Origin of the sequence: Tabrizicola sp., from assembly GCF_016793705.1 — a bacterium.
In the GTDB taxonomy this organism is placed as follows: domain Bacteria; phylum Pseudomonadota; class Alphaproteobacteria; order Rhodobacterales; family Rhodobacteraceae; genus Tabrizicola.
This window is the reverse complement of sequence record NZ_JAEULO010000068.1, coordinates 108,904-128,530: the sequence shown is the minus strand read 5'-3', so window position 1 is coordinate 128,530 and position 19,627 is coordinate 108,904. Positions and strand designations below refer to the sequence as shown.

20 protein-coding genes and 1 other RNA gene are annotated in these 19,627 nt (G+C 66.8%); 12 read left to right on the top strand and 9 right to left on the bottom strand.

Going from position 1 to position 19,627, the window contains the following annotated elements:
• The first annotated feature begins 108 nt into the window (after positions 1-108).
• Genes JNJ68_RS18100 through JNJ68_RS18090 form a run of 3 tightly spaced genes read left to right on the top strand, consistent with a single transcriptional unit; the run spans position 109 to position 3,560 of the window.
• Positions 109-1,629 (top strand): serine/threonine-protein kinase, encoded by a 1,521-nt coding sequence (locus tag JNJ68_RS18100; RefSeq protein ID WP_294984761.1) that lies wholly within the window; start codon positions 109-111, stop codon positions 1,627-1,629.
• 40 nt (positions 1,630-1,669) lie between these two features.
• Positions 1,670-2,515, top strand: a complete 846-nt coding sequence (locus JNJ68_RS18095) for an FHA domain-containing protein (protein WP_294984729.1) — start codon at positions 1,670-1,672, stop codon at positions 2,513-2,515.
• Positions 2,496-3,560, top strand: coding sequence for a protein phosphatase 2C domain-containing protein (locus JNJ68_RS18090; protein ID WP_294984726.1), 1,065 nt, complete (start codon positions 2,496-2,498; stop codon positions 3,558-3,560). The genes JNJ68_RS18095 and JNJ68_RS18090 overlap by 20 nt, the downstream gene beginning before the upstream one ends.
• A gap of 27 nt (positions 3,561-3,587) precedes the next feature.
• Here the strand turns inward: JNJ68_RS18090 and JNJ68_RS18085 are convergent, their stop codons facing one another.
• Both JNJ68_RS18085 and mbfA read right to left on the bottom strand, forming a co-directional pair.
• Positions 3,588-4,283, bottom strand: coding sequence for a nitroreductase family protein (locus tag JNJ68_RS18085; protein ID WP_294984724.1), 696 nt, complete (start codon positions 4,281-4,283; stop codon positions 3,588-3,590).
• Complete coding sequence (gene mbfA, locus JNJ68_RS18080; protein WP_294984721.1) at positions 4,283-5,260, bottom strand: iron exporter MbfA; 978 nt, start codon at positions 5,258-5,260, stop codon at positions 4,283-4,285. Before mbfA ends, JNJ68_RS18085 begins: the two co-directional genes overlap by 1 nt.
• A gap of 156 nt (positions 5,261-5,416) precedes the next feature.
• Here mbfA and JNJ68_RS18075 point away from each other — a divergent pair, with 156 nt between their 5' ends.
• Together JNJ68_RS18075 and JNJ68_RS18070 are read left to right on the top strand one after the other, a co-directional pair.
• A complete protein-coding gene (locus JNJ68_RS18075; protein ID WP_294984718.1) occupies positions 5,417-5,584 on the top strand; it encodes a hypothetical protein in 168 nt (55 codons plus the stop codon).
• A gap of 56 nt (positions 5,585-5,640) precedes the next feature.
• Entirely contained in the window at positions 5,641-6,276 is a 636-nt protein-coding gene (locus JNJ68_RS18070) for a TetR/AcrR family transcriptional regulator (RefSeq protein WP_294984715.1), read from the top strand.
• On the opposite strand, the gene JNJ68_RS18065 is transcribed toward JNJ68_RS18070, so the two are convergent.
• The 3 genes from JNJ68_RS18065 to accD form a co-directional block, all read right to left on the bottom strand.
• Positions 6,266-6,907, bottom strand: coding sequence for an NYN domain-containing protein (locus JNJ68_RS18065; protein WP_294984712.1), 642 nt, complete (start codon positions 6,905-6,907; stop codon positions 6,266-6,268). The two genes, JNJ68_RS18070 and JNJ68_RS18065, sit on opposite strands and share 11 nt — an antisense overlap.
• Before the next feature lie 65 nt (positions 6,908-6,972).
• The gene (locus JNJ68_RS18060; RefSeq protein WP_294984709.1) at positions 6,973-8,244 is read right to left on the bottom strand and encodes a folylpolyglutamate synthase/dihydrofolate synthase family protein; all 1,272 of its coding nucleotides are present in this window, start codon (positions 8,242-8,244) and stop codon (positions 6,973-6,975) included.
• 3 nt (positions 8,245-8,247) lie between these two features.
• The gene (gene accD / locus JNJ68_RS18055) at positions 8,248-9,156 is read right to left on the bottom strand and encodes an acetyl-CoA carboxylase, carboxyltransferase subunit beta (protein WP_294984707.1); all 909 of its coding nucleotides are present in this window, start codon (positions 9,154-9,156) and stop codon (positions 8,248-8,250) included.
• A gap of 137 nt (positions 9,157-9,293) precedes the next feature.
• Here accD and JNJ68_RS18050 point away from each other — a divergent pair, with 137 nt between their 5' ends.
• Positions 9,294-10,082 carry a cytochrome b/b6 domain-containing protein gene (locus JNJ68_RS18050; RefSeq protein WP_294984704.1) on the top strand — a complete coding sequence of 263 codons (789 nt, stop codon included), beginning with the start codon at positions 9,294-9,296 and terminating at the stop codon, positions 10,080-10,082.
• Positions 10,075-10,839, top strand: coding sequence for a molybdopterin-dependent oxidoreductase (locus JNJ68_RS18045; protein ID WP_294984701.1), 765 nt, complete (start codon positions 10,075-10,077; stop codon positions 10,837-10,839). The genes JNJ68_RS18050 and JNJ68_RS18045 overlap by 8 nt, the downstream gene beginning before the upstream one ends.
• Before the next feature lie 57 nt (positions 10,840-10,896).
• Here JNJ68_RS18045 and map read toward each other — a convergent pair whose 3' ends face one another.
• Complete coding sequence (map, locus tag JNJ68_RS18040) at positions 10,897-11,706, bottom strand: type I methionyl aminopeptidase (RefSeq protein WP_294984699.1); 810 nt, start codon at positions 11,704-11,706, stop codon at positions 10,897-10,899.
• A gap of 113 nt (positions 11,707-11,819) precedes the next feature.
• Here map and JNJ68_RS18035 point away from each other — a divergent pair, with 113 nt between their 5' ends.
• From JNJ68_RS18035 to JNJ68_RS18025, 3 genes are read left to right on the top strand one after another with little or no spacing between them, the layout of a single operon-like run.
• Positions 11,820-12,539 (top strand): molybdopterin-binding protein, encoded by a 720-nt coding sequence (locus JNJ68_RS18035; RefSeq protein WP_294984696.1) that lies wholly within the window; start codon positions 11,820-11,822, stop codon positions 12,537-12,539.
• On the top strand, positions 12,536-13,231 hold the full coding sequence (locus tag JNJ68_RS18030) for a GNAT family N-acetyltransferase (RefSeq protein WP_294984693.1): 696 nt from the start codon (positions 12,536-12,538) through the stop codon (positions 13,229-13,231). Before JNJ68_RS18035 ends, JNJ68_RS18030 begins: the two co-directional genes overlap by 4 nt.
• 21 nt (positions 13,232-13,252) lie before the next feature.
• The gene (locus JNJ68_RS18025; RefSeq protein ID WP_294984690.1) at positions 13,253-14,197 is read left to right on the top strand and encodes an OmpA family protein; all 945 of its coding nucleotides are present in this window, start codon (positions 13,253-13,255) and stop codon (positions 14,195-14,197) included.
• A gap of 36 nt (positions 14,198-14,233) precedes the next feature.
• On the opposite strand, the gene JNJ68_RS18020 is transcribed toward JNJ68_RS18025, so the two are convergent.
• On the bottom strand, positions 14,234-15,139 hold the full coding sequence (locus JNJ68_RS18020; RefSeq protein ID WP_294972586.1) for a LysR family transcriptional regulator: 906 nt from the start codon (positions 15,137-15,139) through the stop codon (positions 14,234-14,236).
• 370 nt (positions 15,140-15,509) lie between these two features.
• Here JNJ68_RS18020 and JNJ68_RS18015 point away from each other — a divergent pair, with 370 nt between their 5' ends.
• Positions 15,510-15,764, top strand: coding sequence for an EF-hand domain-containing protein (locus JNJ68_RS18015; RefSeq protein WP_294984687.1), 255 nt, complete (start codon positions 15,510-15,512; stop codon positions 15,762-15,764).
• Between the two features lie 64 nt (positions 15,765-15,828).
• Here the strand turns inward: JNJ68_RS18015 and JNJ68_RS18010 are convergent, their stop codons facing one another.
• Positions 15,829-17,853, bottom strand: coding sequence for an NADPH-dependent 2,4-dienoyl-CoA reductase (locus JNJ68_RS18010; RefSeq protein WP_294984684.1), 2,025 nt, complete (start codon positions 17,851-17,853; stop codon positions 15,829-15,831).
• A gap of 63 nt (positions 17,854-17,916) precedes the next feature.
• On the bottom strand, positions 17,917-19,290 hold the full coding sequence (locus tag JNJ68_RS18005; RefSeq protein ID WP_294984682.1) for a M24 family metallopeptidase: 1,374 nt from the start codon (positions 19,288-19,290) through the stop codon (positions 17,917-17,919).
• A 114-nt stretch (positions 19,291-19,404) separates the two neighbouring features.
• Between JNJ68_RS18005 and ffs the strand changes: the two genes are divergently transcribed.
• An RNA gene (ffs, locus tag JNJ68_RS18000) (signal recognition particle sRNA small type) lies at positions 19,405-19,503 on the top strand.
• Positions 19,504-19,627 lie beyond the last annotated feature (124 nt).

Below are 19,627 nucleotides of genomic sequence, written 5' to 3'. Positions count from 1 at the left end.
TGCGGGATTGTGGCGAAAAAGGAACGAAATGGCTTCACGTTTTGGCCCAACTCATTGGTTAGACGATGAGACACCGCGCTTCTGATGGGGGCATGCAGAGGCGATGGAATGGGTATCGGAATGACGGCTGCCGCGCGCAAGATCGACCACATCGAATTCGGAACCAATGACGAGCTTCCGCCGGGGTCGCGGTTGCTGTTCGGTCAGTTCACCATCGAATCCTTCCTGAACAGCGGCGGCTTCGGCATCGTCTATCTGGCGCGCGATTCGCTGGACCGCCGGGTCGTGATCAAGGAATGCTATCCGTCGGCCTTCTGCCGCCGCATCGGCGCCACGGTCGGCGCGCGGTCGCGCCAGCAGCAGGAAGGCTTCCAGGCCGCGGTCCAGAGCTTCCTGCAAGAAGCGGTGACGCTGTCGAAGCTTGACCATCCGAATATCGTCAAGGTCCAGCACGTCTTCGAGGAGAACGATACCGCCTATATGGCGATGGACTATATAGATGGTCCCGACCTCTTGCAGACGGTGGAAGGCAGCGCCCGGCCGCTGACACCCAAGGAAATCATCGCGCACCTGACCGCGATGCTGGATGCGCTGGACCATGTGCATGGGCAAGGCCTGCTGCATCGCGACATCTCGCCGGACAACATCCTCCTGGACAAGACGACCGGGCAACCGATCCTGATCGACTTCGGCGCCTCGCGGAAGGAAGTGACGCGCAAGAGCCGGGCGGTGTCCGGCCTTCGCGTGGTCAAGGACGGCTACTCGCCGCAGGAATTCTACGTTCACGGCAGCAAGCAGACCCCATCGAGCGACCTCTATGCGCTGGCGGCCAGCTTCTACCACCTGATCTCGGGCGAGACGCCGAGGACCTCGCAGGAACGGCTCTCCTCGATCGCCGGCCGCGAGGGCGACCCGCTGCGCCCTCTGGCCGGCCGGTTCCGCGCCTATCCGCACGAATTCCTGCAAGCCATCGACAAGGCGATGGAGATCTTCCCGCGCGACCGCCTGCAATCGGTGGCCGAATGGCGCATGATGCTGGATGGCGCAGGCGGGCGGCATCCGGTGACGGCGCATTCGCCAACGCAATCCGAGGCGGCGACCGCGCCTCAGCCCGTCCGTACCGCACCCGTTGCAACGGCGTCCGACGTCGGGGCGGTCGTGCAGCCGGCCCCCGCGGCGGGGGGATCGCGCGATCTGCTGGTCTCCTCGGCGGCGGCGGTACTGCTCTTGGTCGGGCTGCTGTCCTTGCCGGGGCTGCTTCAGCCCGGGGGCACCGAACGTGAGGCCAATGCAGCGACGCCTGCGGCAGCGTCCGCATCGGCGGCAGACAGGCTGGTGCTGGTGACGAACATGCTGCGCCTGCCCGGCGGGCTGACCTTCGAGATGGCCGAGACCGCGACCGGAACCGAGACGGTGGTTTCGGAAGTGCCGCCCGAGGCCGCGGGATCACTGGCGGTGGGCGATGTGCTCCTGGTCTACACGCCCACGGGCGAGAGCCTGGGAACCGCAACCGCCCTGCGGGACATACTGACGCGTGAATTCGCGAACGGTGTCACAACTTACAGTTTTGGTATTCGTCGAGGTGCAAGTACACTGAATGCGGAATTCCGGCTTGGGGTGACCGGCTAGGCCTGCATTTGCCGAAACACGAGGACGGGGAGAGAAAGCCTTGAAGTTCCTTCGCTCTATCTTTGGCGAGTCCGACGAGCCGGGCCATCCCGGCGGCACGGTCGATGCCGGACCCGATCCCGTGATGACCGCGCTTGCGGAACTGGAAGTGAAACGCCTGCGCGAGGCTCTGGCCGCCGCTGCGGCCCCTGCCCCGGTCGCGACCATCGAGACCGAAGTGGAACCAGAGGCGCCGGTCGCCCGGCCGCATCGGGTGGTCAAGGCGAAGGCGCCGCTGCCCGAGGGCATCGCGCCCGCCGCCCGCAGCATCTGGGATCTCGAGGACGAAGAGCCGAAGCCCGAGCCTGCGCCCGCACGGGCGGAAGCCGCGCCGCGTCGCCCGACCCGGACCAAGACTCGTGTCCTTGGATTCGAGGCGCAGCCGGCAGAGGTGGTGCCGCTGTTCGAGGGGCAGGACGGCGTGCCGATCCCGACGGTTCCCCCCTCGCCCGGCAAGGGCTATGTGATGTTCCCGGCCGGCTGGCTGGTGGTCAAGGACGGTCCGGGCAAAGGCGCCTCCTTCGCGCTGTCGCAGGGCGTGTCGCAGATCGGGCGCGGCAACGACCAGACGGTTGCGCTCGACTTCGGCGACATGGCGATCTCGCGGCAGAACCATGCCGCCATCGCCTATGACCCGGCCTCGCACCAGTTCCACGTCGGCCACGGCGGCAAGTCGAACCTGGTGCGGCTGAACGGCCATCCGCTTCTGTCCACCGAACCTGCAGGAGATGGTGATGAAATCCAGATCGGCGAGACGACGCTGGTCCTGAAAGTGTTGTGTACGCCCGCGTTCAACTGGTCCACCTTCGAGGCGGAAGGAGACGGGCATGATATGGCGATCGCGTGAGCCACGCTATGACGTCGCCTCGGGCATCAGCCAAGGTGCACGTGACTATCAGGAGGATGCCATCACCGCCGACTTCCCCGTCGGGGCGGAAGCGGGCTTTGTCGTCCTCGCCGACGGGATGGGCGGACATGCAGCGGGCGATGTCGCCTCGAAGGTGGTGCTGACCGAGGTCTATTCAGAGCTGAAGTTCCACTATGCCGATGTCGAGGCCTTCGAGGCACGGGCACCGGAAATCCTGCGCAGCGTGGCGAATCTGGCGAACGAAACCCTGCGCCAGCACGCAGAGACCCATCCGGAAACCGACGGGATGGGCGCGACGCTGGTGGTGCCCGCGCTGGTGGAAAACCGCCTGTGGTGGATCTCCATCGGCGATTCGCCGCTGTTCCTGTATCGCAACGGCAGGCTGAGCCAGCTGAACGAAGATCATTCGATGGCGCCGCAGATCGACTTCATGGTCCAGGCGGGGCTCCTCGACGCCGAAGCGGCGGTGAACCATCCCGACCGCAATTGCCTGGTGTCGGTGCTGATGGGGTCGAAGATCGCCAAGATCGACTGCCCGGCGCAGCCCTATGAGCTGAAGGCGGGCGACATCGTGATCTGCTCCTCGGACGGGTTGCAGTTCCTGACCAATCTCCAGATCGAGAAGGTGCTGGCGAAATACCGCAAGACCCGCTCGACCGAGATTGCCGAACGTCTGCTGGAGGAACTGGCCCGGCTGGGCGATCCCGACCAGGACAACATCAGCTTCACCGTGATCAAGGTCAACGATGCCTCGGTCCGCCCGAAGCAGAACCGGCCTCCCCGGCAATCCCTGGCCGTGAACCGTCCGCGCGGGCTGACGATGGTGGTGACCGAGCCGGTCCTTGTGCCCCTGCCCGGACCGCAGGAACAGCCCGCCGCCGATGAGGCTCCGGCAGCAGCCGGGATTGCCGCCCCGGCCGACCCGGTTGCGGCAGAGCCGTCCGCGCTGGAAGCGGCCCTCGCCGCCGCCGAGGATGGCGCGCCCGCGCCGGTGGTGCCGCGGCGGTTCGCGGCGCTGGGGTAGGCGCAAGCGGGGCAGCGGGACCGGGCGTCAGCCGCGGAAGATGCTCATGATCTCGTCGAGCGGCTTCTTCCGCTTGGCCACTGCCGGAACCGTGGCCCCGTCCGCCGGATAGCCGACCGGCAGGATCATCACCGGCTTCTCATGCTCCGGTCGGTCGCACATCGGGCCCAGGAATTTCATCGGGTTCGGCGTGTGCTCCAGGCAGACCAGCCCGGCATGATGGATCGCCGCGATCAGGAGCCCCACGGCGATCCCCACGCTTTCCGGCACATAGTAGTTCTTGTAGCGCGCGCCGTCCCCGGTCATGCCATAGCGCTGCGCGAAGACGACGATCAGCCAGGGCGCCTCGGTCAGGTGCGGCTTCGACACTCCCGTCCCGATCGGCTCCAGCGCGGCCAGCCATTCGTCGCCCGCCCCGCCGGCGTAGAAGGCGCTCTCCTCTTCCTCCGCCCCTTCGCGAATGCGGGCCTTCATCGCCGGATCGCCGATCGCCACGAAATGCCATGGCTGATGGTTCGCCCCCGACGGCGCCGTGCCGGCCGCCGCGATGCAGGCCGCGATCACCGCCTCGGGCACCGGCCTTGTCGAATAGTCGCGCACCGAATGGCGCTTCCTCATGTAGGCGAGGAAGGCCTCGGCCGCCGCCAGCGAACGCGCGTCGTCCAGTTGCACCCGGTCCGGCAACGGCAGCGGCTGGTAGCTCACCTCACCCTTGCGATACATCATCCGCCCCCGATCAAAACCCCGGCGGCAAAGACCAAAGCACCCCCGACCACGACCTGCAAGGCCGCGCGCAGGAAGGGTGTCTCCATGAAGCGGTTCTGGATCCAGGCAATCGCCCAAAGCTCGACGAAGACCACGATCATCGCAAGCGTGGTCGCGGTCCAGAAATCCGGGATCAGATAGGGCAGCGCATGGCCAAGGCCGCCCACCGCCGTCATCACCCCCGAGGCAAGGCCGCGTTTCAGGGGCGAGCCGCGGCCCGACAAGACGCCGTCGTCATGCGCCGCCTCGGTGAAGCCCATCGAGATGCCCGCGCCGACTGACGCCGCCGCGCCGACGAGGAAGGTGGTCCAGGTGTCCTGCGTCGCGAAGGCCGTGGCGAAGATCGGCGCAAGCGTCGAGACCGAGCCATCCATCAGCCCGGCCAGCCCCGGCTGCACCCAGGTCAGGATGAACTGGCGCCGCGCGGTCCGGTCCTCTTCCTCGCGCGCGTCCTGCGGCAGGTGGGTCTCCTCCAGCCGCTGCGCATGACGTTCGTGTCCGGCTTCAGCCGCTGCGAGATCGCCCAGCAGTTTCCGCGTCGCCGCATCCTGCGTGCGGGCCGCCGCGCGGCTGTAGAAGTCCTGCGCGGTCTTCTCCATCGCCGCCGCCTCGCCGCGCATGGTGTCGAGCGAGAGCGATTGCGACAGCCAGACCGGACGGCGGGCATAGAAGCCGGCGACATGCTCGCGGCGGATAAGCGGGATCACCTCGCCGAAGCGGGTGCGGTGCAGGTCGATCAGCCGTTGGCGGTGGTTGTCCTCCTCGACCGCCATGCCGTCGAACACTGCCGCCGAGGCTGGAAAGTCCCCGCGCAGGCGCTCGGCAAAGCTGCGGTAGATGCGGGCGTCGTCCTCCTCGGACGAGATGGCCAGCGCCAGAACCTCCTGTTCGGAAAGGTCGGCGAAACGGCGGCGGAAGGTAAGGGCGGACAGCACGGAGGGACACCTTAGTTTGGAATGATTCCAATGTATGCTTGGGCGCAGATAGGGCAATGCCAGATTTTGAACTTGAGAGTTCATTTTCTGCTTGCGGAAATGAACTGTCCGGTTTAGATACGATTCTGAACCGAAGAGTTCAGAATGGAGATCATCATGACCCGTCTTGCCTACGCCTTTGCCGCCAGCCTGGCCCTCGCCGCCCCGGTCGCTGCCGACTCGCTCAACGTGCTCCTGCCGTCGCTGACCTTCCCGACCGAGACTGTGACGACCTCCACCAAAGGCTGCGACAGCACAGTCGCGACTTGCCAGCTCACCAAGTGACCGCCTCGCTTGCCGCACGGGATCGCGATGGTTTATGGTCCCGTCCGGAGGAGCCGATGAACGTCATCCATGATCACGGAGTCCGGCGCGGCAGGAAGTTCGATCAGGTGCTGGAAGGCGCCCGAAAGATCTTCATGCGCGACGGGTTCGAGCGTGCCTCGGTCGATGACATCGCGCGCGAAGCCGGGGTGTCGAAGGCGACGATCTACGCTTATTTCCCCGACAAGCAGCTCCTGTTTCTGGAAGTCGCGCGCTGCGAATGCCACCGCCAGACCGATGAGGCCGAGGCGATGGTCGAGGGCGACCTGCCGGTGCGGGCGGCCCTGACCATTGCGGCCGAGCGGATCGTGGCCTTCCAGTTGTCGGACTTCGGCCAGCGCATGTTCCGCATCGTGGTGGGCGAGGGCGAGCGTTTCCCCGGCCTTGGCCGCCAGTTCTACGACTTCGGGCCGGGCCTGATCCATGCGCGGCTGGTCCACCACCTGCGCTGCTATGTGCAGAACGGGCAACTTGCGGTCGATGACCTCGACCTCGCCGCCGACCAGTTCGCCCAGCTCTGCAAGGCGACGATCCACGAGAAGCTGATCTTCGGCATGACCGAGACGATCACCCCCGAGCTTGCCCACCGCAGCGTCCATGGCGCCGTGGACATGTTCCTGGCAAGGTATGGGGTGAGAGGGGTTAGGGTTTGAGGCGGACGCGGGCCGTTGGTCCGCGCGGGTCGCAGTCGAATACCTGCGGGTAAGAGGTCAGCCAGGCGCGCAGCGATTTTTGCGGCGTGTCCGTGATACAGATACCCTGCTGATGAAGCGCAATTCCAAGCTGCTGGATCGGATACCCGGCCGCGCCGGATCCGGCGACCATGGCGCGAACCTTTCTGAGCGTCGCATCGACGCCGGTCGGTGATTTTGGTTTGGCCGAGGGACTGGTCTTCTCGGTCGAGTGCGCGGACTCTTTGCCAATCCGTTCGGCCCTGCAACCCTGCTCGCGCATGTGGCTTACCAGCGGGTCGAAATCCCGGTCGTCCGATACGATGACAAAGGTCGACGCCAGTCCGCGATGAAGGAAGTCCATCGCCGCGATGACAAGCGCCATATCCGCCCGGTTCTTTCCCGCCAGTGTCGCGCAATGCATTGCAGTATAGGCGGTTTCCTGTGCCCAGTCCTTGTGCAGCGCCATGTCGCCGAACACCCGGCGAATCGTGATCTCGCCCAGACGCGCCGCCCTGAATTCGACTTCGGGCAGGCCGGAGCGGGGAAAGTTGTCGCCATCGATCAGAAGGGCGACACGCGAGATCGGGCTGGGGGCAGGTGACAGGTCCACGACGGGCGCTCGGGCAGGATTCGATTGATCGAGTTTTGCCCGAGATTTAGACAGTTTAAGGGCATTCACCCGTTCTCGCGCAACACTGTTCCCGCGAGATAGAGCGAACCACAGATCAGCACCCGCGCCTCCGGTGACGTGGCGGCGATCTCTGCCAGCGCCTCGGCGACCGAGCCCGCCGTCACCGCGTCGATCCCCGCCGCTTGGGCCGCGTCGCGGGTGGCCTCGGCAGGCAGGGTGTTCTTCTCGCCGGGGATCGAGACCGCATGCAGCCGGGTGACATGCGGGGCCAGCGGGACCATGTAGCCGGTCACGTCCTTGGTGTTCAGCATCCCGCAAATCAGGTGCGTCTCGCGCGCAGGCATCCGCGCCAGCGTTGCCGCCACCGCCTCTCCCCCCGCCGGATTGTGGCCGCCGTCGAGCCAAAGCGCCACCTTCGGCGCGGCCTCGACCAGCGGGCCGTGCCGCAGGCGCTGCATCCGGGCGGGCCAGAAAGCGCGGGTGACGGCTGCCTCGCAGGCCGCTTCATCGCGGCCAAGGGCACGCAGCGCGGCAATCGCCGCCCCGGCGTTCTGCACCTGATGCGGGCCGGACAGGTTCGGCAAGGGCAGGTCCAGCAGGCCGTTCTCGTCCTGAAAGACCAGCCGCCCGCGATCCTCGAACGCGTTCCAGTGCTGACCGAAGGCAAGGACCGGAGCCCCCAGCCGCGCGGCCTTCGCCTCGATCACGGCCAGCCCGTCGGGAAGCTGTGGCCCGACGATCACCGGCACCCCGCGCTTGATGATCCCGGCCTTCTCGCCCGCGATCTCGGCCAGCGTCTCGCCCAGATACTGCTGGTGGTCGATGGACACCGGGGTGATGATCGTCAGGCGCGGATGATCGACCACATTCGTGCAATCGAGGCGGCCGCCAAGGCCCACTTCCAGCAATGTCCAGTCCGCCGGGGTGCGGGCAAAAGCCAGAAACGCGGCGCAGGTCGTGATCTCGAAGAACGTGATTTCATCCGAGCCATTGGCAGTCATGCATTCGTCCAGCAGCGACGTCAGTGCGGGTTCGGAAATCAGCTCGCCCGCCAGTCGGATCCGTTCATGGAACCGCGCCAGATGCGGCGAGGTATAGGCGTGGACCTTGTCGCCGCCCGCCTCAAGCCCCGCGCGGATCATCGCCTGCGTGGACCCTTTGCCGTTCGTCCCGGCAATATGGATCACCGGGGGAATCGACCGCTCCGGGTGCCCCAAAGCCGCCAGTAGCCGTTCTACCCGGCCCATGGTCAGGTCGATGACCTTCGGGTGCAGCGTCATCATCCGTTCCAGGATGACGTCGGAACCTTGCGCCATGATTTAGGCGCCCGCTTCGGCCTTGGCCTCGACCGGCGCGGGCAGGTCGCCCTTGATCGCCGGGGGCTGGCCGGTCAGCATGCGGACCAGCGTCACCAGCTCGTCCTTCATCGCCTTGCGATGCACCACCCGGTCCAGCATCCCGTGGTCCAAGAGGTATTCCGCGCGCTGGAAGCCTTCCGGCAGCTTCTCGCGGATGGTCTGCTCGATCACCCGGGCACCCGCAAAGCCGATCTGGGCGTTGGGTTCGGCGATCTGGACGTCACCCAGCATGGCATAGCTGGCCGTCACGCCCCCCGTCGTCGGATGGGTCAGGACGACGATATAGGGCAGCCCCGCTTCCTTCAGCATCTGTACCGCGACCGTGGTGCGCGGCATCTGCATCAGCGACAGCATCCCCTCCTGCATCCGCGCCCCGCCCGAGGCGCTGAACAGCACCAGCGGGCGCTTCAGCTTCACCGCGCGTTCCGCCGCCGCAATGATCGCGTTGCCGACATACATGCCCATCGACCCCGCCATGAAGGCGAAATCCTGGGCGGCGGCGACGATCGGGGTGCGGTTGATCTCGCCTTCCGCCACCAGCATCGCATCCTTCTCGCCCGACGCCTTCTGCGCCGCCTTGATCCGGTCGGTGTATTTCTTCTGGTCGCGGAAATGCAGCGGGTCGACCACCGCCTCGGGCACCTTCACCTCGGTATAGATGCCACCGTCGAACAAAGCCTCGAACCGCTCGCGCGGGCTGATCGCCATGTGGTGTTCGCAGTTGGTGCAGACGTTCAGGTTCGCCGCAAGTTCCCGGTGGAACAGCATCGTCCCGCATTCCGGGCATTTGGTCCAAAGGTTCTCGGGCACCTCGCGACGCGAGAAAAGCGAGTTGATCTTCGGACGGACGTAATTTGTGATCCAGTTCATGCGGCTTCGATCCTGCCCCTCGGGTCAGCCTCCGAGATAGTCCGGGGACCCGCGAATTGCAATCGGCGGCAATCCGCGTCGGCGGGGTGAAACTTTCGCGGGGTGGTCCCGTTCCTTCGCGAAAGCGGAGAATTGCAATGCCCCAAGGTCCCCTCGTCTATCGCCAGCGCTTGATCACCCGGATCGCGCACTGGGTCTGGGCGGTATCGCTCTTCTTCCTGATGCTGACGGGCCTTCAGATCTTCAACGCCCATCCCAGCCTGCACATCGGCAAGGAAGCCGGGTTCCAGTACGACAATGCCATCCTTGAAATCGGGGCGCGGCAGGACGGCGACACCTTGCGCGGGATGACGCGCCTTTTCGGGGCCGAGTTCGACACGACCGGCCTCCTCGGCGTCTCGGGCGGCGAGGCGCGGGCGATCCCGGCGGCGCTGACCATCCCCTCCTACCAAAGCCTCGCGACGGGTCGCGTGATCCATTTCTTCTTTGCCTGGACGCTGGTCGGCACCCTGGCACTCTGGCTGGCGGCCTCGGCCCTGAACGGCCACCTCCGCCAGCTTGTGCCGACGCTCGCCGATCTTCGTGCCCTGCCCCGCGACATCGCCGACCATGCGCGGCTGCGCTTCCATCATTCCGCCGGATACAATGTCTTGCAGAAGCTCGCCTATGCCTCGGTTCTCTTCCTCGCCTTGCCGCTGATGATCCTGACCGGGCTTTCCATGTCGCCAGGCTTCAATGCCGCCGCGCCCTGGCTTCTTGACCTTTTCCAGGGCCGCCAGACCGCCAGGACGATCCACTTCCTGACCATGCTGGCACTTTTGGGCTTCTTCGCCGTCCATATGGCGATGATCCTCCTCGCCGGTCCCCTGAACGAGATGCGGTCGATCCTGACCGGCTGGTATCGCACGGATGAAACCCATGATTGACCGCCGCCACCTTCTGCTCGGCAGTGCCGCGCTCGCCCTTTCCGGCTGCAAGGTCTTCGACAGCGCCTCGGGCAGTGACAGCGCCCTCCGCAAGCTTTTTGCCAGCCATGAGGGCCTGACCCGCACCACCCAGCGCGCCCTGATCGGCGACCGGCTCGCGCCCGAGTTCTCCGAGGCCGACATCCGGCAGGGCCAGCGCCCGAACGGATCGACCGACCCCACCGGCGCCGAGTACCGTCGGATGGCCGAGACCGGCTTCCGCGACTATCGCCTGACTGTCACCGGGTTGGTCGACAGCCCGCAGAGCCTGTCGTTCGCCGACCTCACCGCGCTCCCGTCGCGCAGCCAGATCACCCGGCACGACTGTGTGGAGGGGTGGAGCTGCATCGCCAAATGGCAGGGCGTACCGCTCGGCACGGTCCTGACCCTCGCAACGCCGAAAGTGACGGCGCGCTATGCCGTCTTCCACTGCTTCGACGCCATCGAACGCAGCCTCTCGGGCGAGGTGTTCTATTATGAAAGCATCGACCTGATCGACGCCTTCCACCCCCAGACCATCCTTGCCTATGCGATGAACGGGGCGCCGCTGCCGGTCGCGAACGGGGCGCCTCTGCGCCTCAGGGTGGAACGGCAGCTCGGCTACAAGATGGCGAAATATGTCCACACCATCGAGCTGGTGGACAGCCTCGCCACCCTGGGTTTCGGCAAGGGCAGCTATTGGGCGGATCGGGGATACGAGTGGTACGCGGGGATCTAAGCCCCAAGTTTCTTGAGCAAGAAACTTGTCAAAATCCTTCCGCAAGGATTTTGGTCGCTACCCCCAGGTCGGGTGAAACTTGCCCGCAGGCGACAAAGTGAAGATCTCGCAGCCCGTGGCAGTAACCCCCACCGAATGCTCGAACTGCGCGGAAAGCGACTTGTCGCGGGTGACGGCGGTCCAGTCGTCGGCCAGAACCTTGGTCTCGGGGCGGCCAAGGTTCACCATCGGCTCGATGGTGAAGAACATGCCTTCCTCCAAGACCGGACCCGATCCCGCGCGGCCATAGTGCAGCACGTTCGGCGGCGCGTGGAACACCCGGCCAAGTCCGTGACCGCAGAAGTCGCGCACGACGCTCATCCTTTGCGCCTCGACATAGGCCTGGATCGCATGGCCAATGTCGCCGAACGTGTTGCCGGGCTTCACTGCGGCGATGCCGCGCATCAGGCCCTCATGCGTGACGTCGATCAGCCGCTCGGCCTTCCGCGCCAGCTGGCCCGCCACATACATCCGGCTGGTGTCGCCGTACCAGCCGTCGACGATCACCGTGACGTCGACGTTCAGGATGTCGCCGTCCACCAGCACCTTCGGGCCCGGAATCCCGTGGCAGACCACATGGTTCACGCTGATGCAGGAGGCATGCTTGTAGCCCTTGTAGCCGACGGTCGCCGAGGTGACTCCGCGCCGGGCGATCTCGGCGGTGATGAAGTCGTCAATCACCCCGGTCGTGGCGCCGGGCACCACCAGCGGCGCCACCGCATCGAGAATCTCTGCCGCCACGCGGCCCGCCGTCCGCATGCCCGCGAAATCCGCGTCCTCATAGATGCGGATGCCGTCTTTCGTGATGCGCGCGCGAATGTCGTCCAAGGCCAGTCTCCTTGGCCCTACATAAGAGCCTTGCGCCGGATTGGCCAGAGGCCGGGGTTTGAAAGCCCGTGCGCCGCGGCTATACCCGCAGATGTGATCAGGAGAATCCGGCCATGACCAACCCGACCGCGGCGATTCTGGTGATCGGCGACGAGATCCTGTCCGGCCGCACCCGCGATTCGAACCTGCATTTCCTGGCCGGGGAACTGACCCGCAGCGGCATCACCCTGCGCGAGGCGCGGATCGTCGCCGACATCCACCCCGAGATCGTCGCGGCGGTCCGTGCGCTGTCCGGCAAATACACCCATGTCTTCACCTCCGGCGGCATCGGCCCCACCCATGACGACATCACCGCCGATGCGGTGGCCGAGGCGATGGGCGCAATGATCGGTCCCCGTGCCGACGCGTTGGCGCTTCTCCAGGCGCATTACGACCGCCAGGGCCTGCCCTTCAACGAAGCCCGGCAACGCATGGCGCGCATCCCCGACGGGGCGACGCTGATCGACAATCCGGTGTCCATCGCGCCGGGCTTCACCCTTGGCAACGTGCATGTGATGGCCGGGGTGCCGAACATCTTCCAGGCCATGGTCGCGAGCGTGCTGCCGAAGCTCACCGGCGGGCCACCGCTGCTGTCGCAATCGCTGCGCGTCGACCGGGGCGAGGGCGAGATCGCCGGACCGTTCGGCGCGCTGGCGGCCGAGTTCCCGGACCTGTCGATGGGCTCCTATCCCTTCATCCAGAACGGCGCTCATGGCACGAACCTGGTGATCCGGGGCACCGATGCCGCCCGGCTGGATCAGGCGATGGTCAAGCTGACGCGGATGTTCGCATGACGCCCGATCTTCTTGCCGAGGTGATGGAGGCGACATGGCCTCCGGCTGGCCGCCGCCCACTCGGCCCCTTCACCCTGCGCGACGGGGCGGGGGGCGGCAAGCGCGTATCCGCCGCCACCTGTGACGGTCCCTTCACCGATTCAGACCTTTCCGCGCTTGAGTCCGCGATGGCCGAACCGCTGGTCCTGATCCGCGACGGCGACGAAGCGCTGGACAACGCCCTCGACACCCGTGGCTGGCGCATCATCGACCCGGTCGTCGCCTATGCCGCCCCCGTCGCCCGGCTCTCCGCCGAGCTTCCCTTCCTCACCGCCTTCCCGCACTGGCCGCCGCTGGAGGTCGCCCGCTCGCTCTGGGCCGAGGGCGGGATCGGCCCCGCCCGGATTGCCGCCATGGAGCGGGTCACGGGACCGAAGACCGCGCTTCTCGGCCGCACCGGCGACCGCCCCGCCGGGGTGGCCTTCGTCGCCTGCCACGGGGCCGAGGCGATGGTCCATGCGCTCGACGTGCGCCAGAGCAGCCGTCGTCAGGGGTTGGGGCGGCACCTTCTCCAGGCTGCGGCCAACTGGGCCGCCGGGCAGGGCGCCACCCGGCTGTCGCTGGTCGTCACCCGGCAGAACACCGCCGCCCGCGCGCTCTACGCTCGCCTTGGGATGCAAGTTGTGGGACAGTATCACTACCGAATGAAGTGATCGCGGAAAGCGACCCGGGCAGTGCCGAAGGCCATCTTCCTTTTCCCTCTCCTGGCCGCCCTGGCCCAGCCTGCCGTCGCCCTGACGCTGGAGCTGCCTGCCAAGGTGCTCGCCGAAGAGACCCGCAGCGAGCTTCCGGGCAGCTATGCCCTTCCGACCGCCGCCTTCGACGGCACCAGCGTGCCCGCGCGCCAGGTGGAAGGGTCGCTGGATCAGCGGGCCTTCCGCCTCGACGCAGCCGGGATGACGACGCTGGCCCTGATCGCCCCCCTGCGCGACCAGGTGCTTGCCGCGGGCTACGAGGTCGTCTTCGAATGCGATGCCCGCGCCTGCGGCGGCTTCGACTTCCGCTTCCACACCGAGGTGATGCCGGAACCCGACATGCATGTCGACCTGGGCGACTTCCGCTTCCTGTCGGCGCAGTCCGGGGACGAGGCGGTGTCGATCCTGGTCAGCCGCAGCGCGGGCGCCGGTTATGTGCAGATCACCCGCGTCTCGGATGCGCCAGAGCCGGTGACGCCGGTCGAAACCCCGGTGACGCTGGAAGACGATGCCACCCCGCGCGGTGTCGAGGCGGCCCAGCCCGCATCGGACATCGCCGCCGCACTGGACGCGGTCGGCTCGGCGGTGCTGGACGATCTGGTCTTTGCCAGCGGCGCCGCAAGCCTGGCCGATGGCGACTACCCCTCGCTCGCCGCCGTGGCCGGGTGGCTGCAAGCGAACCCGGACGGCACCATCGCGCTGGTCGGGCACACCGACGCTTCGGGCAGCCTCGCCGCGAACACGGCGCTGTCCGAACGCCGTGCCGAAGCCGTGGCCGAAGTGCTGATCAACCGCTTTGCCGTGGACCCCGCCCGGGTCGAGGCCAAGGGCGTGGGCTTTCTCGCCCCGCGCGCGACGAATCAGACCGAGGAGGGGCGGCAGAAAAACAGACGGGTCGAGGTGATCGTCACCTCGACCCGTTGACCGGCCAGGGGAGAGAGGCCCCGAACCGAAGGTTTCTTACCAGTTGTCGGGGCCCTTGTCGGTATAGCGCCGCGCCAGAAAATCGATGAAGGCCCGCACCTTGGGCTGGGTGAACCGCCCCGGCGGATAGACTGCGTAGATGCCCAGAACCTCGACCGGAAGGCCGGGAATCGCCTCTTCCACCAGACCCTGCCGCATCGCATCGGCGTAAAGGAAGCTTGGCAGATAGGCGATGCCAAGGCCGGAAATCGCGGCGTTGAGCAGCGACTGCCCGTCGTTCACCGTCAGCCAGCCGACCGAGCGGACCTGCCGCTTCTCGCCAGAAGGGGCGGTGATCTTCCAGACGTTGCCATTCGCCTGGTTGGAATAGTGCAGAAGCTTGTGGTCGTTCAGATCGTCGATCTTCTGCGGCCGCCCGAATTTCTGGAAATAGCCCGGCGCCCCGATCATGCGCTTCGTCGTCTCGGTCAGCTTGCGGGCGCGGAGCGAGGAATCCTCCAGCTCACCCACCCGAATCGCCATGTCGAAGCCCTCGCTGATCAGTTCGACATAGCGGTTGTTCAGGACCATGTTCACGGTGATATCCGGGTATTCCAGCAGGAAGTCCCCCAGGATCGGCGACAGGAGATTCACGCCGAAATCGGTGGCCACCGACACCCGCAAGAGGCCCGAGGGCGCGGACTGCATCGACGTCACCAGCGCATCGGCCTCGCCTGCGTCATTCAGCACGCGGCGGGCGCGGTCATAGTAGGCCAGGCCGATTTCAGTGGGAGAGACGCGGCGCGTGGTGCGGTTCAGAAGCCGGGCGCCCAGCCGTGCCTCCAGGGCGGACACATGTTTCGAGACGGCGGATTTGGAAATCCCCATCTTCTTGGCTGCATCGGTGAAGCCACCCTGGTCCACAACCGTGGCAAAGGCCTCCATCTCTGTCAGTCGATCCATCTTGTCCTCTTCGGGAACAGTCACGCCGGTTTGTTGCAGACAGGTTTCACCGGGAAATCGGGCAGGAAGGTGGCAATCGAGCGGTTGATCCGGGGTATTGTGGGGGATCGTTCATGGCAGCGAAACGTTGCACCGGGTCACGGGCTCGGCACACTCCCGCCAAAAGCCCTGGGTTCCATGCGCGGGGAAAGGTTTGGATCCGACCGGTCGGCGGGATATTGTCCCGGTTTTATGTACGATCCGGCGGGTGAGCGCCGTCCGATTTCGCCTTTGTCGTCAATGTATGGAATGTCCTTCCTCCTCCGATTAGGTCGGTGCCGGGCCGGGGAAACCCGGGCCTCGCAATCGTGGATAGAAAAAGGAGACTTCCATGAAACGCATCGCACTCGTGCTCGCCCCGTTCGCCCTGGCTTCGGCCGCCCTCGCGCAGGCCACCCTGCCGGACGTGCCGGACACCGATGGCAACGGCAGCTGGTCGCTGGTCGAGCTTCAGGCAGTCTGGACCGATCTGACCGAGGACAGTTTCAAGGCAATCGACACCAGTGCCGACGGCAACGTCGATGCAACCGAGTTGCAGGCGGCTCTGGACGGTGGCGTGATCACCGCGCCTGCCACCAACGGCTGACGCAAGCCTCGTCGTGCGACTTCGTTCTCCTCGCAAGGAAGGATGAAGTCCTCGACGAGCTTCTCTAAAGCCCTGCCGCCAGGCGCGCGGCCTGATTGATCGCGCGCTTGGCATCCAGTTCGGCGGCCACATCCGCCCCGCCGATCCGGTGGTGGGGGATGCCGCGCCGCTCCAGCTCCGCCGACAATCCCCGGTCCGGCTCCTGCCCCGCACACAGCACCACGGCATCGACGGCAAGCAGTTCCGGCTGGTCACGGTTCGGCCCGTGCGAAATCCACAGCCCCTCGGGCACGATCCGCTCGTAGTTCGCCCCGCCCTGCATCCTGACCCGCTTCATCGCCAGGTTCGCCCGGTGAATCCATCCGGTCGTCTTGCCCAGATGACGCCCCGGCTTCTCCGCCTTGCGCTGCAACAGGTGCACCTCCCGCGCCGGAGGGTGCGGCTGCGGCCCCGCCGGGTCCAACCCGCCGCGGTCCTTCCAAGGCGCACTGACCCCCCATTCCCGCCGCCAGAGGCCCGCATCCAATGTCGGGCTGGCGCCGCCCTCCACCAGCGTCTCGGCCACGTCGAAGCCGATCCCGCCCGCGCCCACCACGGCCACCCGGCGGCCCACCGGCGCGCCCTTCAGCACGTCGATATAGGACATGACCTTCGCCCCCGGCTCCGCCGGAATCCCCGGATCGCGCGGGGTGACGCCGGTGGCGATCACCACCTCATCGAAACCCGCCAGATCGTCGGCCTTCACCTCATGCCCCAGCCGCAATTCGACCCCCGGCGCATGCAGCATCGTGGCGAACCAGTCGAGCAGCCCGTGAAACTCTTCCTTCCCCGGCACCCGCTTTGCCAGGTTCAACTGCCCGCCGACTTCGGTCGCCCTGTCGAAGAGCGTGACCCGATGCCCCCGCTGGCTGGCGACGATGGCGGCCATCATCCCCGCCGGCCCCGCGCCGACCACGGCCACTCGTTTCGGAGCGGTCGCCGCTTCATAGACCAGCTCCGTCTCATGACAGGCCCGGGGGTTCACCAGGCAGGAGGTCAGCTTGCCGCTGAACGTATGGTCCAGGCAGGCCTGGTTGCAGGCGATGCAGGGCGCGATCTCGGCCGCCCGGCCCGCCGCGGCCTTGGCGATGAACTCTGCATCCGCAAGCCAGGGCCGCGCCATCGACACCATGTCCGCCGCGCCTTCGGCCAACAGCCGCTCGGCCACCTCCGGCGTGTTGATCCGGTTCGAGGTGATGACCGGGATCGAAACCTCCGGCCGCAGCCGCGCCGTCAGATGGGCAAAGCCCGCACGGGGAACCGAGGTCGCGATCGTCGGCACCCGCGCCTCGTGCCAGCCGATCCCGGTATTCAGCACCGACGCCCCCGCCGCCTCGATGGCCTTCGCCAGTTGCACCACCTCGTCCCAGGTCGATCCATCCGGAACGAGGTCGATCAGCGAGATGCGGTAGACCAGCACCGCTCCCGGCCCCATCGCGGCGCGCACCCGCCGCACAACCTCGACCGGCAGGCGCATCCGATTCTCGTAAGCCCCACCCCAGCGATCCGTGCGGCGGTTTGTATGGGTAACAAGGAACTGGTTCAGGAAATAGCCCTCCGACCCCATCACCTCCACGCCGTCATAGCCCGCCTCGATGGCCCGCGCCGCCGCCGTGGCGATGTCGGCGATCTGCGTCTCGATCCCCGCCTCGTCCAGCTCGCGCGGGGGAAACGGGGAAATCGGCGACTTGATCGCGGACGGCGCCACGCACTCCTTGCCATAGGCATAGCGCCCGGCATGCAGGATCTGCATCGCGATATGCCCGCCCTCGACATGGACGGCCTCCGTCACCCGCCGGTGGTTGGCGATATCCTCGGCCGAGAACAGCCCCGCCGCGCCGGGAAACACCCCGCCTTCCCGGTTCGGCGCTATGCCGCCCGTCACGATCAGCCCCGCTCCGCCCCGCGCCCGCGCCGCATAGAAGGCCGCGACCCGGCCCCAGTCGCCGGTCTCCTCCAGCCCGGTGTGCATCGAGCCCATCAGGCTGCGGTTCCTCAGCGTCACACCGCCCAGGGTGATCGGCGACAGAAGGTGCGGATAGCTGGTCATGGCGGTCTCCCTCGCAGGCAGAGAATGGCGAAGCCCGCGCGCCTCGTCACCCGGAACGCCGCGTCACAGCACCACGACTTGCGCCGGATCCAGCAGCCAGGGCGCGATGATCCCGCAGGTGTCAGCCAAGGGCAGCAGGCTTTCCGGCACCTCCATCCCGATCACCCGCCGCATGAACTCGGCCCGTGCCGCGCAGCGCCGGGCCACGTTCGGATGCGTCCGCGCCAGCGCCCGGCGCAAGCCCTCGTCGGAGATGACATAGCCGTCCTCCATCCGCGTCGAGCCCCAGCCCGGATGCGCCGGGATCACGTCCATCTGCATCGCCATGCCCGAGGCGAGCGGAATCCCCGACCCCGGCATGATGGGTGAGGACATCCATTCGTCCAGCCCGATCAGGTGGCCGGGGTTCAGCGTGATGCCGAAGCGCTCCGGCAGGCGGTCGTCGATCATCGCCCAGACCGCCCCCCCGGTCACGCCGGGCCGCATCATCGCACACCAGTTGGACATCGCGCGGGCATAGGGAAAGACGAACTCCTCCAGATAGCCCGCCGCACCCGGCGGCAGGTCGCCCTCGCCGCGCGCCATCCAGCCCGCGCGGCAGATGTTCGACCCCCAATGCGCGATGTTGAAGCTGGCGGGAATGCCGCGCCGGATCCGGTCGCCCACCGGCCCCGACAGGCCCGGCGTCTCGCCCATCGCAAAGGTGACATGGCAGCCCAGCGGCAGCCCCCCGATCCGCGCCGCCTCGACCGCGGCGAAATCGGTCATCCCCTCTTGCAGCGTGAAGACCATCCGCTTCAGCGCAGAAGCTGCCATGTGGTTGGAAAACTCCAGCCGGGCAATGTCGTCGACGCCCACCCGCGCCCGCAGACCGTAGCCCGGATGCATGAAAAGTGCAGTCGCATTCTCCATCCGCCCGGCGTGCTGGCGCAGCGGATCGGCCAGGAAGGCCGGGATGTCCAGCGCCAGCGCCGGGTCGGCCCCTGGCGGCAGCTCATCCGAGCCGTACCACTTCCACCCCGCCGCGCCGACCTTGGCCCCCGCAGGAATAACCTCCTCCAGCCACTCCCACAGCCGCCGCGACCCCCGCGGCTGGCTCGGCAAGGACAGCGAGGCGCAAAGCCCGGTCCGCACCTGCCCCGCCGCGACCAGCGGCGAGACCACCGTATAGGCCAGACACTCGTTCCCCGCGATCAGCAGCGCGTCGCCTTGGGTGACGACCAGCACCACCTCCTCGAAACGCGGATCAAACCCCGTCAACCAGTGCAGGTTCGCCGCATGCTCCCGGTCGCCATACACCACCAGCGCCTGATACCCCGCCCGCGCCATCGCCGCACGCACCGCCGAAAGCCGCGCCTCGGCCTCCTCCAGCGAGAAGGCGGGCGGCAGGTCCGGCGTTCCCTGGTCCGGCCAGTCCAGGCGTTGCAACCGTGTCATCCCCTGCCCTCCCCTTCATCTTGATGAGACTGGACCAGCGGACCACTCCGATGCAACGCCGATGCAAGCCAGAGCTTCCTTGCCAATCCCGCCGCCGCCGCCTATATCACCCGGCGAGAGGTTGGCGCGGGCAGGCGCCTCGCCAACCCGGTCAGGTCCGGAAGGAAGCAGCCGTAACGAGCCCCGCTTGGGTCGTTGTCCAGCCTCTCACCAAAGCACCCCTTATGGTATTGATGTGCAATAACCCCCTTGAACTCAAGGGATTGGTGCCGTTTTCCGTGCCAGAATGAGGTTGAACGTGGCGGGGCAGGTCACACACCTGAAGGTCAAGGATGGT

What these genes read in the sequence shown, in the direction of transcription:
- JNJ68_RS18090 (WP_294984726.1), top strand. Translation starts at nt 2,496, where the DNA reads ATGATATGGCGATCGCGTGAGCCACGCTATGACGTCGCCTCGGGCATC.
- JNJ68_RS18015 (WP_294984687.1), top strand. Translation starts at nt 15,510, where the DNA reads ATGAAACGCATCGCACTCGTGCTCGCCCCGTTCGCCCTGGCTTCGGCC.
- JNJ68_RS18050 (WP_294984704.1), top strand. Translation starts at nt 9,294, where the DNA reads ATGCCCCAAGGTCCCCTCGTCTATCGCCAGCGCTTGATCACCCGGATC.
- JNJ68_RS18005 (WP_294984682.1), bottom strand. Translation starts at nt 19,290, where the DNA reads ATGACACGGTTGCAACGCCTGGACTGGCCGGACCAGGGAACGCCGGAC.
- JNJ68_RS18100 (WP_294984761.1), top strand. Translation starts at nt 109, where the DNA reads ATGGGTATCGGAATGACGGCTGCCGCGCGCAAGATCGACCACATCGAA.
- JNJ68_RS18030 (WP_294984693.1), top strand. Translation starts at nt 12,536, where the DNA reads ATGACGCCCGATCTTCTTGCCGAGGTGATGGAGGCGACATGGCCTCCG.
- JNJ68_RS18035 (WP_294984696.1), top strand. Translation starts at nt 11,820, where the DNA reads ATGACCAACCCGACCGCGGCGATTCTGGTGATCGGCGACGAGATCCTG.
- JNJ68_RS18060 (WP_294984709.1), bottom strand. Translation starts at nt 8,244, where the DNA reads ATGGCGCAAGGTTCCGACGTCATCCTGGAACGGATGATGACGCTGCAC.
- JNJ68_RS18075 (WP_294984718.1), top strand. Translation starts at nt 5,417, where the DNA reads ATGACCCGTCTTGCCTACGCCTTTGCCGCCAGCCTGGCCCTCGCCGCC.
- JNJ68_RS18010 (WP_294984684.1), bottom strand. Translation starts at nt 17,853, where the DNA reads ATGACCAGCTATCCGCACCTTCTGTCGCCGATCACCCTGGGCGGTGTG.
- JNJ68_RS18045 (WP_294984701.1), top strand. Translation starts at nt 10,075, where the DNA reads ATGATTGACCGCCGCCACCTTCTGCTCGGCAGTGCCGCGCTCGCCCTT.
- JNJ68_RS18020 (WP_294972586.1), bottom strand. Translation starts at nt 15,139, where the DNA reads ATGGATCGACTGACAGAGATGGAGGCCTTTGCCACGGTTGTGGACCAG.
- JNJ68_RS18070 (WP_294984715.1), top strand. Translation starts at nt 5,641, where the DNA reads ATGAACGTCATCCATGATCACGGAGTCCGGCGCGGCAGGAAGTTCGAT.
- accD (WP_294984707.1), bottom strand. Translation starts at nt 9,156, where the DNA reads ATGAACTGGATCACAAATTACGTCCGTCCGAAGATCAACTCGCTTTTC.
- JNJ68_RS18085 (WP_294984724.1), bottom strand. Translation starts at nt 4,283, where the DNA reads ATGTATCGCAAGGGTGAGGTGAGCTACCAGCCGCTGCCGTTGCCGGAC.